10 protein-coding genes are annotated in these 13,622 nt (G+C 72.0%); 5 read left to right on the top strand and 5 right to left on the bottom strand.

Annotated elements, in window-relative coordinates; translation table 11 throughout:
• Positions 1-122 precede the first annotated feature (122 nt).
• From KK483_RS13200 to KK483_RS13210, 3 genes are all read right to left on the bottom strand, one after another.
• The gene (locus KK483_RS13200; RefSeq protein ID WP_262005426.1) at positions 123-1,133 is read right to left on the bottom strand and encodes a DNA-3-methyladenine glycosylase; all 1,011 of its coding nucleotides are present in this window, start codon (positions 1,131-1,133) and stop codon (positions 123-125) included.
• Between the two features lie 155 nt (positions 1,134-1,288).
• Positions 1,289-2,392, bottom strand: a complete 1,104-nt coding sequence (locus KK483_RS13205; RefSeq protein ID WP_262005427.1) for an NDP-sugar synthase — start codon at positions 2,390-2,392, stop codon at positions 1,289-1,291.
• A gap of 124 nt (positions 2,393-2,516) precedes the next feature.
• On the bottom strand, positions 2,517-4,169 hold the full coding sequence (locus tag KK483_RS13210; RefSeq protein WP_399014004.1) for an N-acetylmuramoyl-L-alanine amidase: 1,653 nt from the start codon (positions 4,167-4,169) through the stop codon (positions 2,517-2,519).
• A 128-nt stretch (positions 4,170-4,297) separates the two neighbouring features.
• On the opposite strand from KK483_RS13210, the gene KK483_RS13215 reads away from it, so the two are divergent.
• The 4 genes from KK483_RS13215 to KK483_RS13230 all read left to right on the top strand — a co-directional run bounded on the left by KK483_RS13215 (position 4,298) and on the right by KK483_RS13230 (position 10,129).
• Positions 4,298-5,050 (top strand): TIGR03089 family protein, encoded by a 753-nt coding sequence (locus KK483_RS13215; RefSeq protein ID WP_262005429.1) that lies wholly within the window; start codon positions 4,298-4,300, stop codon positions 5,048-5,050.
• Between the two features lie 124 nt (positions 5,051-5,174).
• Positions 5,175-6,368, top strand: a complete 1,194-nt coding sequence (locus KK483_RS13220) for an LCP family protein (protein ID WP_313878934.1) — start codon at positions 5,175-5,177, stop codon at positions 6,366-6,368.
• Positions 6,369-6,594: 226 nt separating this feature from the next.
• Positions 6,595-8,367 carry an LCP family protein gene (locus KK483_RS13225; RefSeq protein WP_262005430.1) on the top strand — a complete coding sequence of 591 codons (1,773 nt, stop codon included), beginning with the start codon at positions 6,595-6,597 and terminating at the stop codon, positions 8,365-8,367.
• Between the two features lie 82 nt (positions 8,368-8,449).
• Entirely contained in the window at positions 8,450-10,129 is a 1,680-nt protein-coding gene (locus KK483_RS13230; protein ID WP_262005431.1) for an LCP family protein, read from the top strand.
• 76 nt (positions 10,130-10,205) lie between these two features.
• On the opposite strand, the gene KK483_RS13235 is transcribed toward KK483_RS13230, so the two are convergent.
• Complete coding sequence (locus KK483_RS13235; RefSeq protein WP_262005432.1) at positions 10,206-11,219, bottom strand: glycosyltransferase family 2 protein; 1,014 nt, start codon at positions 11,217-11,219, stop codon at positions 10,206-10,208.
• A gap of 346 nt (positions 11,220-11,565) precedes the next feature.
• Between KK483_RS13235 and KK483_RS13240 the strand changes: the two genes are divergently transcribed.
• The gene (locus KK483_RS13240; RefSeq protein ID WP_262005433.1) at positions 11,566-12,954 is read left to right on the top strand and encodes an LCP family protein; all 1,389 of its coding nucleotides are present in this window, start codon (positions 11,566-11,568) and stop codon (positions 12,952-12,954) included.
• Positions 12,955-13,060: 106 nt separating this feature from the next.
• Here KK483_RS13240 and KK483_RS13245 read toward each other — a convergent pair whose 3' ends face one another.
• Positions 13,061-13,609 (bottom strand): acyl-CoA thioesterase, encoded by a 549-nt coding sequence (locus KK483_RS13245; protein ID WP_242337322.1) that lies wholly within the window; start codon positions 13,607-13,609, stop codon positions 13,061-13,063.
• Positions 13,610-13,622 lie beyond the last annotated feature (13 nt).

Raw genomic sequence — 13,622 nt, forward strand, 5'->3', positions numbered from 1 at the left:
TGGGCCGACCCCGAGACGGGTCGAACGGCAGCGGGTCGAGCCCGCATGCGTTGGGTCAGGGTGCGCTGACCGCCCGGGACGTGCCGGTCCCGGCGGGGCTCGGCGTCCTCGGCCGCGGCGGCTCAGAGCGCCGAGATGTCGTGCCTCGGCATCTTCGGCTGCCGCCTCGCCGGCACCCGGCCGCTCAGCAGGATCAGCCGGGCGGCGCGGTGGCGCTGGCCCGCGTACGGCTCCAGGAGTTCGAGCATCGCGGCGTCGTCGGCGTCCCGGTCGCCGGCGAGGGCGTAGCCGACGATGCCGGGGAGGTGGAGGTCGCCGACGGTGACGGCGTCGGGGGCGCCGTTGCTGCGCTGGACCGTCTCGGCCGAGGTCCAGGGGCCGATGCCGGGGATCAGTTCCAGGCGGGCCATGGCCGCCTCGGGCTCCATCGCCGCGGCCTCCTCCAGGCGGCGTGCCACCCGGACGGCGCGCAGGATCGTCGAGGCGCGCTTGTTGTCGACGCCCGCACGGTGCCACTCCCAGGACGGGATGAGCGCCCAGGCGCGGGGCTCGGGCATGACGCACATCCGCTCGGGGCACGGGCCGGGGGCGGGCTCTCCGTACCTGCGCACCAGGAGCCGCCAGGCGCGGTACGCCTCGTCCGTGGTGACCTTCTGCTCCAGGACGGAGGGGATCAGGGACTCCATGACCAGCCCGGTCCGCGTCAGTCGCAGGCCGGGGCGGCGGCGGTGGGTCGCGGCGACGAGCCGGTGGCGGGGCGCGAAGGCGTCCGGGTCGTCGGCGTCGCCGAGCAGCGCGGGCAGCTGCTCCAGCAGCCACTCGGCGCCGGGCCCCCATGCCTGGGCGTGCACGGCTCCGTCGTGCGCGGCGACCCGGAGCGTTCCGGGGCCTGCGGGGGTGCGGGTGGCCCGCCACACGGAGCCGTCCGGCGTCGTACGGAACGTGGGGTCCGCGGGGCCGCGGCGCAGCGGCCCGAGCACCAGCCCGAGGTCGAGCGGGCCGGGCGGCGCGTAACGCCGCTCCTGACCGCCGCCCTGGGCGCGCGCCGCCGCGCGGGGCGCGGGTACGGCGACCTCGCCGCCGCGCGTGGTCGTGCGGGTGACGGCGGGGCGGGGTGCGAAGCGTCCGGCCACAGTGGGGTCCTCGGGGGTTCGGGGTCTCTTCGAGAGTAGGGCCCGCGCCGTACGCCCGTACGCGAACCCCGCCCCGAGCCCTCCCCCGATTCGCGCCTGCCCAGCTGCCGGTTCCGGCTGCCGGTTCCTGCTGCCGGTTCCTGCTGCCGGTCCTCTTACTGGTCGGAGGAGAAGCGGATCGACCCGGCCGGCAGCGTCGCCTCGCACCACACCCGGACACCGTCCCGCAGCTCGTTGTCCGCGCCGATCACCGCGTCGTCGCCGATCACCGCGTGGGACAGGACCGTGCGCTCGCCCACCCGGGCTCGGGCGCCGACCAGCGAGTCGGTGACGACCGCACCGGCCGCGACGACCGCGCCGTCCAGGATCGTGCTGCCCGAGACACGGGCGCCCGCGCCGATCACCGCGCCCGCGCCGACGACCGTGCCGCCGGTCAGCTTGGCGTCGGCGGCGACGGTGGCGGTGGGCAGTACGAGGCGGTCGCCGCAGCGGCCCGGCACCGCCGGGGACGGGGCGCGGCCGAGCACGAGATCGGCGGAGCCGCGGACGAACGCGTGCGGCGTGCCGAGGTCCAGCCAGTACGTGGAGTCGACCATGCCCTGCAGATGCGCACCGGCCGCCAGCAGGTCCGGGAACGTCTCCCGCTCGACCGAGACCGGCCGGCCCGCCGGGATGCTGTCGATCACCGAGCGGCGGAAGACGTACGCCCCGGCGTTGATCTGGTCGGTGACGATCTCCTCGGGGGTCTGCGGCTTCTCCAGGAAGGCCGTCACACGGCCGTGCTCGTCCGTCGGGACGAGGCCGAAGGCGCGCGGGTCCTCGACCCGGGTGAGGTGCAGCGAGACATCGGCGCCGGAGCGCGCGTGCGTGGTGACGAGGCCCCGGATGTCCAGGCCCGTCAGAATGTCGCCGTTGAAGATCAGTACCGGATCGTCGGAACCGGACCTCAGCCGCGACGCCACGTTCCGGATCGCCCCGCCCGTGCCGAGCGGCTCCTCCTCCGTCACGTACTCCAGGTGCAGCCCCATCGAGGAGCCGTCGCCGAAGTGCGGCTCGAAGACCTCCGCGAGGTACGACGTCGCGAGCACGATGTGCTCGACGCCGGCCGCACGCGCTCGCGCCAGCTGGTGGGTGAGGAACGGCACGCCCGCCGCGGGGACCATCGGCTTGGGCGTGTTCACCGTGAGCGGGCGCAGCCGCGTGCCCTTGCCGCCGACCAGGAGGATCGCTTCTTGGGCCTGAGTCCGGTCCTGAGTCAATGCCTTCTCTGCTTCCTGCTGGGGCCGGGACGAATCGTGCGTATGACCGGCCAGTGTATGCAGCCCGTTCGTACGGACGTATGCGGTATGGGCGTATGCGGAACGGGCACCGGTGCGACGGGGCTCAGCGGCCCTGGAACTTGGCCGAGGCGCTGCGCGTCGCGCCGAGCTTGCTGTAGAGGCGGCTTCCGGGGCAGTCGGTCTCGAATCCGTCGCGGTGCCCGGAGATGGTGTTGAGCCTGGCCTGTGTGCCCTTCGTGAACTTGTTGCCGCCTGCGGACGTCAGATACGTCGTCGTCGTCGGATCCACGCCGTACATGCCGAGCTTCCAGGCGGTGAGCCTGGCCACGGCGGTCAGCACGGCGGCCGGCGGGGTCGTCGCACTGTACGTTCCGAGGACCGCGATGCCCATGCTGTTGCTGTTGAAACCGCGCGTGTGTGCGCCCAGCACCGCCTTGGCCACGCCCCCCGCACGGCCTTCGTAGATGTTTCCGCACTTGTCGACGGCGAAGTTGTAGCCGAAGTCGCGCCAGCCGCTGCTCTCCACGTGGTAGCGGTAGATACTGCGCAGAACGGAGGGAGCCTGCGCGCAGGTGTAGCGGTTGCCCGTGGCGCTGTGGTGCACGAACGCCGCTTTGATCCCGTTCGTGTACACGAACTGCTTCTCGCGCAGCGTCTCGTCCGCGCCCCAGCCCTTGCGCGTGATGATGCGCGGCCGTGCGCCGATGTACGGCTTGCGGACTCCGTACAGCCCGGCCTCGCCCTCGGTCTGCGCCTTCGTCTGGGCGGCGATGACATCGGCGCCGAGCGGCGCGAGGTCGGCGTTCACGGCGGAGGCGGCGGCGGACTCGGCCGTCAGCGCGGCGGCCTGGGCGGGGCCGGCGTCCGACCGGGCACCGCCCGCCGGGAGTTCCCCGTCGCCGGGAGAGGCCGCGGGGCCCTCGGCGCCCTCGGGTGCGTCGGCTCCGTCTCCGTCGGGCTCTTCGGAGTCCTGGGGGTCTTCGGAGTCCTGGGGGTCTTCGGACCCTTCGGCCTCTTCCACCTCCACCTCTTCTTCGAGCACGTCGGGCTCTGCCGACTCTTCGAGTACATCCGGCTCTTCGGAACCGTCGCCCTCTCCAGGCCCCTGAACCTCCGCCTCCTCGGCCTTGCCCGGGTCGACGAGCTCCAGTCGCAGCCCCTGCGGCAGGGGCGGCGTCACACCGCGCAGCTCCTCGCCGCCGGGCGCCTCCGGCCGTACGCGCACCTCCACGGCGTCCGACGCACCGACCCACAGCGGCGCGGTCGAGCCGCGCACCGGGCCGCCCTCGGCCCGCTCGGCCGAGTCCGGGTCGGCGCCGTGCTCGTCGTTGTGGGTCTCCACGTCCTGCCACGCCGACCAGGCGCCGGAGCCGGCGGCGCGGGTGCGCACCTGGACCGTTCCGTGCAGTGCGGCGTCCACGTCGTCCCAGACCACGCCGACGAGCGAGAAGGCACCGACCTCGCGCGGCGCGAGGCCCTGGACCCCGGATCCGCCTCCGGCCCGGTACAACCCGGGCAGCGGCTCCAGCGCGAGCGACTGCGTGGAGCCCGGGACATCCGGCGCATCCGTTGCATCCGGTTCACCCGGGACAGTCGACATGCCTGAAAGATCCGGCACATATGGCACATAAGGTTTCGACGGCGTGGACGGCTGGGACGGCGCGGCCGAGGCGGATGCCCTCGGCAGGCCGAGTACGGGGATGACGAGTGCGGCTGTGCACGCGGCGCTGACCGAGGAGGCGAGAAGAGCACGCATGCAAGGATCGTCGGCGGTGTGGGCCGTATGCGCCCACCCGGAAAAGTGACGGTCCATCGAGCCGACCGGGCGACGCCGTCACCGGTACGGCCGCGTCCGCGCCGCCCCCGCGGCGTACCCTTGCGCGGGTGAACGCCAGCGACCGCACCCCTGCCGACCTGCTGCGATCCGCGCTCGCCGCGGACCCGGCCCGCCCCTTGGTCACCTTCTACGACGACGCCACCGGTGAGCGCGTCGAATTGTCCGTCGCGACCTTCGCCAATTGGGTGGCCAAAACGGCCAACCTCCTCCAGGACGGGCTGTCCGCCGAGCCCGGCGACCGGCTCGCGCTGCTGCTGCCGGCGCACTGGCAGACCGCGGTGTGGCTGCTCGCCTGCTCCTCGGTGGGGGTCGTGGCGGACGTCGGTGGCGACCCGGCGGCGGCGGACCTCGTGGTGAGCGGCCCGGACACGCTGGATGCGGCGCGCGCCTGCTCCGGTGAGCGGATCGCGCTCGCGCTGCGCCCGCTCGGCGGCCGGTTCCCGCAGCCGCCCGAGGGGTTCGCCGACTACGCGGTGGAGGTCCCGGGCCAGGGCGACCGCTTCGCCCCGTACGTGCCGGTCGGCCCGGACGACCCGGCGCTCGCCGTCGCGGGTACCGAGCTGACGGGCGCCCAGCTCGTCGACCGCGCTCGCGCCGACGCCGCCGCGCTGGGCCTGGCCGCCGGGTCACGGCTGCTGTCGGGGCGTGCGTACGAGACCTGGGACGGGTTGTCGGCCGGGCTGTACGCCCCGCTCGCCTCCGGTGGCTCGGTCGTCCTCTGCCGCAATCTGGACCAACTGTCCCCGGAGGGCCTGGAGAAGCGCGTCGCGAGCGAGCGGGTCACCGGCAGCGCGCCGTGACGGGCCCGCCGGCGTCCACCCGTTCGGCCCACTGAGGGCCCACCCCTCAGGCCCGAGTCCGGACTCCGGGAGATCATCGCGGTACAGCGGTACCTCTGCACCCACCGCGAGGACGGACCCAGAAGTGACCGACAGCGCTGGCACGCCCGCCGGACCGGGCGCCCCGGCGGGCCGCGCCGACTCCGTCGTCCCGCCCCGGCGGCGCCGCTGGCTGCGCTGGGCCGCGCTCGGGGTCTCGGTCCTGCTCCTCGCCGTCGCCGGGGTCAGCTGGTGGCTCTACCGGAAGCTCGACGACAACATCACCACGGACATCACCACCGCCGAGGAGCTGGAGCGGTACGAGAGGGAACGTCCGCACCCCGCGCCGCACGGCGCCATGAACGTCCTGCTGATCGGATCCGACACCCGCGCGGGGGCCGAGAACCGCAAGTACGGCCGCGCGCAGGGGCAGCGCTCCGACACCACCATCCTGCTGCATCTCGCCGGTGACCGGCGCAGCACGACGGCGGTGTCCATCCCGCGCGACCTGCTGGTGGACATCCCCAGCTGCCGTACGGCGCAGGGGGCCCGCACCCCGGAGGCGTACACCCAGTTCAACGTCGCCTACCAGTACGGCGGCGCCGCCTGCACCATCCGTACCGTCGAGCAGCTGACCGGGGTGCGGATCGACCACCACATGGTGATCGACTTCCACGGCTTCAAGGACATGGTCGACGCCGTGGACGGGGTCGAGGTCTGCCTGCGGGAGCCGATCGACGACAAGGCCGCCCATCTGAAGCTGAAGGCGGGCCGCCAGACCCTGGACGGCGAGCAGGCCCTCGGTTTCGTGCGCGCCCGCAAGTCGCTCGGCAACGGCAGCGACACCGACCGCATGGGCCGGCAGCAGCAGTTCCTCGGCGCACTCTTCAACAAGGTGCAGAGCAACGGCGTCCTGCTGAATCCGACCAGGCTCTACCCGGTGCTCGACGCGGCGACCAGATCGATCACCACGGACCCGGGTCTCGCCTCGCTGAAGGACCTCTACGACCTCACCCGCTCGATGCGCGGCGTGCCACCGGAGAACGTGCGCTTCCTCACAGTGCCCCGCAAGCCGTACCCGCCGGACCCGAACCGCGACGAACTGTCCGAGCCCAAGGCGAGCGCGCTCTTCGAGCGGCTGCGCAAGGACGAACCGGTGGCCGTGGCCAGGCCGGATGCGACAGCGAGCACCGGTACGGCGACGGAGCGGGACGAGAACGCGGACGGATCGGGCGCCTCGGACCGTCGCGCCACGCCGACTTTTTCCGGCACCGACGCGGCTTCCGGCATGTGCGGCTGAAGCGATCCTCGAAGTCAAGGCTTCGGTCCACGGCCTTTGCGCTGATTGCCCGGTTGTAAGGTGCGTGGAATTTCTCACGCACGTCGCTCGGCGTTGAACTGGACGGATAGTGTGACGCGATCCGGTGAATTCGGCCGCAAGGCCCGTACAACCGGATGGACGAACCGAGCGTCTCACGGGGGGAGGGAGACGCCTCGCGTGGCACCGACGGAGGACTCAAGCAACCGTGGACGCGCAGAGCCGAGGGCGGGCGGACGAGATCGACCCCGCCGACCAGTGGGTCCTGAACCCGCAGACCGGCAACTACGAACTGCGACTGGACCGCTCCGCACCGCAGTCGACAGCTTCCTCCTCCAGAGGCGCCGGCGCAAGGAGGGCACCGGCCCCCCGGACCCCCGAGCCGGGGCCGGAGCAGGGCGCCGCGACACCGCGCCGCAGGTCGGCAGCGTCCGGCGCCGAGGCGCCGGTGCAGCGCGGCCGCCGGGGCGGTGAGGCGCCGGGCCGTGCCGCGCAGCAGCAGGCCGGCCGCCGCAAGCGCAAGCAGGCCAGGTCGGGCAAGCGGAAGGTGCTGCTCTGGACCGGCGGCACGCTCGCGCTGCTCATGATGGGGACGGCGACCGCCGGATACCTCTACTACGAGCACCTGAACTCCAACATCACGTCGTTCTCCGACGACGGCGCGGGCACCGGCGGCTTCAGCAAGGACCGGGCGATCAACATCCTGCTGATCGGCACGGACAAGCGCACGGGCGAGGGCAACGAGAAGTACGGCGACAAGAACAGCCCCGGTCACGCGGACACCACAGTGCTGCTGCACGTCTCCAAGGACCGTACGAACGCCACCGCGTTGAGCATTCCCCGTGACCTCATCACGGACATCCCGGACTGCGAGACCACCCAGGAGGACGGCACCAAGGAGACGATCCCCGGGCAGACGGGCCGCCGGTTCAACGAGAGCCTCGGCCAGTCGGGCCGTACGCCGAGCTGCACGATGCGCACGGTCACGGAGATGACCGGGATCAAGCTGGACCACTTCATGGTGGCCGACTTCAACGCGGTCAAGACGCTGACGACCGCTGTCGACGGGGTGCCGATCTGCCTCGCCAAGGACATAAAGGACACGGACTCCAAGCTCGACCTGCCGGCCGGTGAGCACGAGATCCAGGGCGAGGAGGCGCTCGCCTTCGTCCGCACCCGGCACGCGGTCGGCTTCGGCGGGGACCTGGACCGCATCAAGCTCCAGCAGCAGTTCCTCAGCTCCCTGATGCGCAAGCTGAAGTCGAACGACACCCTCACGAGCCCCACCAAGCTGTTCAAGCTGGCCGAGGCCGCGACCGAGGCGCTGACCGTCGATGACAAGATCAGCGACATCTCCAAGCTCCGCGATCTCGGACTGGAGCTGGGCAAGTTCGACATGAAGAACCTGACCTTCGCCACCGTGCCCGTCGTCGACAACCCGAACGAGCCGGTGGGCCGCAAGGCCACCGTCGTCCTCGAAGCGGAGAAGGCGGACGCCCTCTTCTCCATGGTCAAGAACGACGTCTCGCTCACCGAGGTCGAGCAGAAGAAGAAGGACGCCCAGCAGGCGGCCAAGGACAAGCAGCAGGCGCTGCTCAAGGGCGAGCGGGCAGAGGCGTCGGACATACGCGTCGACGTCTTCAACGGCGGCGGCCCTCAGGGCTCGGCGCAGAAGACCCTCGACTGGCTGCAGAACGACGAAGGGGTGTTCAAGTCCACCAACAAGGGAAACGCGCCCGCCGACGTGGCCAGGACGCAACTGGAGTACGCACCCAATCAGGCCGACCAGGCCCGCAAGCTGGCGGATCTGATGGGCCTGCCGGCTTCGGCGCTGAAGCCCGGCACCACGGACGCCCAGGGCCTCGAAGCGATGACGCTGACCCTCGGCCCCGACTTCCGGGGCGCGGGAGTGCCGATCACCGGGCCGGCGAAGGCTCCGGAGAACGCGGTCACGGCAGACAAGCAGGTATGCGCCAAGTAACGGCGGACAACGGCTCGGAAGGCGGCTCATGGGGAGAGCCAGAGCCTGACAACAGGGGGTTCTAGGGGTGGGACAAGGCAGTGTGCGTGGGGAGGGAACGCGGGATCGCGTCCGGCACGCAGACGAGCGGGGCTGGGACGACGGCCTGTACGAGGAGGGGCCGGGCGGTGGCGCGGACCGCGACGAGAAGGGCCGGGCCGCTGTGCCGCCCGCCCGCTCGGCGGGGTCCGGACGGCCCGGCGGCGGCCCGCCCCCGCGCGTACGGCGCGGGAAACGGCGGGTGCTGCGCTGGGTCGCGTCCGTCCTCTCCCTGCTGATAATCGGCACGGCGGGCGCCGGATACCTCTACTACCGCCATCTCAACGGCAACATCAAGAAGGCCGAACTCAACCTCGGCAAGCAGGCGATGGTCGAGCACAGGGCGAACTCCGCCGGCCAGACCCCGCTCAACATCCTGCTGATCGGCTCCGACGCCCGCGACTCCAAGGCGAACCAGAAGCTCGGCGGCGCACGGGAGACCTTCGACGGACCGCCGCTCGCGGACGTCCAGATGCTCGTCCATCTCTCCGCGGACCGCAGCAACATCTCCGTGATCAGCATGCCGCGGGACACCGTCCTGAAGATCCCCGAGTGCCAGGACCCGGAGAGCGGCAAGACCTACCCGGCGACGGGCTGGACCCTCACCAACGAGTCGCTCAACCGCGGCGGCCCCGGCTGCACGGTGGCCGCCTGGTACGAGCTCACCGGCATCACCATCGACCACTTCATGATGGTCGACTTCGCGGGCGTCGTGTCGATGGCCGACGCGATCGGCGGCGTCCCCGTCTGTGTGAGGGACAACGTCCACTCGCACACGTCCGACGGCAAGGGCTCCGGTCTCAAGCTGCGCGAGGGCACGCACCCCGTGAAGGGCGAGCAGGCGCTGCAGTGGCTGCGTACCCGCTACGGCTTCGAGGACGGCACCGACCTGGCCCGTACCCACGCCCAGCACATGTACATGAACTCGATGGTCCGGGAGCTGCGCAAGAACACCAAGCTCACGGACCCCGTCAAGCTGCGCAAGCTCGCCGAGGCCGCCACGTCGGCGCTCACGGTGGACACCGGCCTGGACACCGTGGGGAAGCTCTACGGCCTCGCCGAGGAGCTCCAGAGGGTGCCGACCGACCGCATCACCATGACGACGATGCCGAACTTCTACTCCACGAGGCCCGGTTTCCAGGGCAAGGTGGAGCCGAAGCAGCCGGACGCCGAGCAGCTGTTCCGGATGGTCCGTGAGGACATCCCGCTGGACGGCAAGGCGTCCAAGCGCAAGCCCGCCGCCGAGACGAAGGACGCCGCCGCGCCCGCCGACGAGATCGGCGTGATGGTGCGCAACGGCACCTACACCGCCGAACTGGGGTCGGTGCGGGGCCGGGCGACGGAGGTCGCGGAGGTACTCGACGGCAAGGGCTTCACGGAGGCGAAGGCCGACACGCAGTCCGATCCGCAGGACCGGACGGTCGTGTACTACCCGAGCGTCGATCTGGAGGGCGACGCCCAGGCGGTCGCGAAGGCGCTCGGCATACCGGTGGCGTCGGTGAAGAAGTCCACCGAGGTGTCGGGGGTGACGCTGGTGGTCGGCGCCGACTGGCGCGAGGGCGCCGCGTACCCGAAGGACGCCGCCACGCAGGACGACGGCAAGGCGCCCGAGTCCGCACGCCCGCTCAACGGCGGGGACGACACGGCCTGTATGGACGTGCAGCCCGGGTTCACCTGGGAGTGATGACGGCGGTACGCAAGGGGCCCCGGGTGCGTGCACCCGGGGCCCCTTGCATCGACCGGACTCGCGCCGGCCCGGCTCAGGCGGCCGTGTGCACCGCCGGGCGGCGGCTGGCGATGACCTTCCGTGCCAGGGAGCGCGGGCTCGTCAGGAAGCCGAAGCCCCACGACATGTGCATCGTGGCCAGCGCCACGGGGATCTGGAGCCGGGCCTTCAGCGGCAGGCCCCGGCCCGCCGGGACCGAACCGGCGACGATAGCCGCGACATAGCCGGCCGGGACGACGAAGCCCAGCGGGGTGAGCGCCGCACCCACGACGACTCCCGCGGCGATCGCGCAGACCGCGGCCGGCGGGGCGAGGTAGCGGAGGTTGATCGAGCCCTGGTGGTAGCGGGCCACGACATGGCGCCAGCGGCCGTAGTTCTTGTACTGCTTGGCGAGGGCACGGACGCTCGGGCGGGGCCGGTACTGCACCTTCAGCTCGGGCGAGAACCAGATCAGTCCGCCCGCCTCGCGGATGCGGAAGTTCAGCTCCCAGTCCTGGGCGCGGATGAACTCCTCGTTGTAACCGCCCTGCTGTTCGAGCGCCGCGCGCCGGAAGACACCGAGGTAGACCGTCTCGGCGGGGCCGGCTTCGCCGCCCGTGTGGAAGGCCGCGTTGCCCACTCCTATCTTCGAGGTCATCGCGGCCGCGACGGCGTGCTCCCAGTCGTTCTCGCCCTCGGCGTGCATGATGCCGCCGACGTTCTGCGCGCCGGTCTCCTCCAGCAGGCGGACGGCGGTGGCGATGTAGTCCGGCGAAAGCATGCCGTGGCCGTCGACCCGCACCACGACCGGGTGGCGCGACGCCTTGATGGCGGCGTTCAGCGCCGCGGGCGTGCGCCCCGTGGGGTTCGGCACGGTGTGGACGCGGGGGTCCTCCCGTACGAGCTCGGCCGCGATCTCGTCCGTACGGTCGGCGGAGGGGCCGAGCGCGATCACCACCTCCAGCTCGCCGTCGTACTCCTGCTCCAGGATGTGACGGACCGAGCTGCGCAGATGCCGCTCCTCATCGAGGACCGGCATGATCACGGAGACGGCGGGGAGGGCGGGCATGAGTTCCTCGGGGGTACGGGGGTCGTCCCCCGGAAGACAGGAGTCTCGGGGGTACGGGGGTCGTCCCCCGGGAAGACAGGAGTCTCGGGGGTCCGGGGGCATTGCCTGCCACGTTACCGCGAACGGGGGACACCGGTGCGCGCCGCCCGGGGCCGCAGATCGTATCGGCCTACAGTTCCGGGGATCCCCCGAATGCCACCCCCGACTTGCGCCCCGCGGAGGTCCGCTCGTGCCCACACCGCCCCGCACGCCCCCTCGGAGGCCCGTGGCCCGTGCGCAGCAGCCGCGCCGGGGACCCCAGGTCCGGGCCGGGGTCCGGGCCCCGGTCAGGCGGCCGCACTGGGGGATGCGGATGGCGACCACGCTGTCGGTGCTGGTGCTCGGTGTGGGGGCGATCGGGCACGCCCTGGTGACGGGCCTGGACAGCGGGATCGGACGGATCGACCCGTTCAAGGACATGAAGAACCGCCCCGAGGCCGGGAACGGGACGAACCTCCTGCTCGTCGGCACCGACGGCCGGGACCGGATCACCCGTGAGGATCGCCACAAGTACCGCCTCGGCGGCGCGCCCTGCCGCTGCACCGACACGATCATGCTGGTGCACATCTCGGCGGACCGGGAGCGGGCGAGCGTGGTGAGCCTGCCGCGTGACTCGTACGCGGAGATCCCCCCGCACACGGACGCGACCACCGGGGTGCGCCACGCGGCCCACCCGGTGAAGCTGAACGCGGCGTACGCGGAGGGCGGCCCGGCGCTGACGGTGCGGACCGTCGAGCACATGACGAAGGTGAAGATCGACCACTATCTGGAGGTCGACTTCACCAGTTTCATGAAGACGGTGGACGCGGTGGGCGGGGTGCGGATCTGCACGGCCAAGCCGATGAAGGACAACTACACCGGTCTGGACCTGGCCGCGGGCACGCACCAGCTCGACGGTGGACGGGCGTTGCAGTACGTACGCTCGCGCCATGTCGACGGGGCCGCCGACCTGGGCCGGATGCAGCGGCAGCAGCGCTTCGTCGCGGCGCTGATCCAGCAGGCGACGAGCAGCGGGGCGCTGCTGAACCCGGTGAAGTTCCGCGAGGTCAGCCGGGCGGTGCTGAATTCGGTGCGGGCCGACAGGGGTTTCGGGGCCGATCAGCTGCTGTCGCTGGGGAAGGCGATGCGGGACTTCTCCCCCTCGTCGTCGGAGTTCACCTCGGTGCCCGTGGGTGACGTCAGCCACCCGGTGCCGGGCATCGGCTCGACGGTGAAGTGGGATCCGGCGAAGTCGACGCGGCTCTTCGCGGCGCTGCGCGAGGACCGGCCGCTGATGCCCGATGCGCCGCGCAAGGGCAAGGGGACGACGTCGGACGCGAAGGTCGTCGTCGACGTGCCGCCCCGCGGGATCCGCGTCCAGGTCTACAACGCCACCGCCATCGACGGCCTCGGCGCCCGCGTGGACGCCGGGCTCCGGGCGAGCGGCTTCGCGACGACCAGGGCGCCGCGGAACGGGGAGCGGCGCGACCTGCGGCGCACGGTCGTGACGTACGACCCGCGCTGGGACCGCTCGGCGAAGTCGCTGGCCGCGGCGCTCCCGGGCAGTGAGCTCCGCCCGGTCCGCGGCCAGGGCCCCACGCTGCGGGTGCTGGCCGGCACGGACTTCACCAAGGTCACCCCCGTCCGCGCCGAGACCCCGCCCAAGGGCAAGGGCGTCTTCGACGCGGTGACGGGCGACGAGGTGGTGTGTCCCTGAGGCCCCGGGATGAGGCCCTGGGAGGAGGTCCTGGGAGGCCCCCTGAGGACCGTCCGCCGCGGGCCCGCGCGGCCCGGGGCCCGCTCGCCGCAGGGCGCGCGAGGGGTCAGTCCTCGTAGCCGTCCGCCGCGCGCTTCTCGCGGAGCTCCTTGATCGCACGCCGCCGCGCCAGCCGGTGCGTACGCCGGATCTGCGCCTCCTGGTAACGGCGCTTGTCGCGCTCCGACTCCGGGATCACCGGCGGCACCTGCCGGGGCTTGCCGTCCGCGTCGACCGCCGCGAAGACCAGATACGCGGAGCCGACCTGCGTCGCGGGCGTCGACTCGTTCCAGCGCTCGGCCAGGACCCGTACGCCGACCTCCATGGAGGACCGCCCGGTCCAGTTGACCTGTGCCTTCACATGGACCAGGTCACCGACCCTGACGGGCTCCAGGAAGACCATCTCGTCCATCGACGCGGTGACGGCGGGTCCGCCCGAGTGCCGCCCGGCGACCGCTCCCGCCGCGTCGTCCACGAGTTTCATGATCACACCGCCGTGCACCGTCCCGAGGAGGTTGGTGTCGTTGTGGGTCATGATGTGGCTGAGGGTGGTGCGCGAAGCCGCGGTGGGCTTACCCGGAATATCGCCCTCCGGGGTCTGGGCCTGGTCTGTCATGCCGTCCACCCTA

It is taken from the genome of Streptomyces sp. FIT100 (assembly GCF_024584805.1).
Classification (GTDB): Bacteria; Actinomycetota; Actinomycetes; order Streptomycetales; family Streptomycetaceae; genus Streptomyces.

Bases quoted from the DNA above. Each gene is read 5' to 3' on its own strand.
- KK483_RS13210 (WP_399014004.1), bottom strand. From the start codon at position 4,169: ATGCGTGCTCTTCTCGCCTCCTCGGTCAGCGCCGCGTGCACAGCCGCA.
- KK483_RS13235 (WP_262005432.1), bottom strand. From the start codon at position 11,219: ATGCCCGCCCTCCCCGCCGTCTCCGTGATCATGCCGGTCCTCGATGAG.
- KK483_RS13240 (WP_262005433.1), top strand. From the start codon at position 11,566: ATGCGGATGGCGACCACGCTGTCGGTGCTGGTGCTCGGTGTGGGGGCG.
- KK483_RS13245 (WP_242337322.1), bottom strand. From the start codon at position 13,609: ATGACAGACCAGGCCCAGACCCCGGAGGGCGATATTCCGGGTAAGCCC.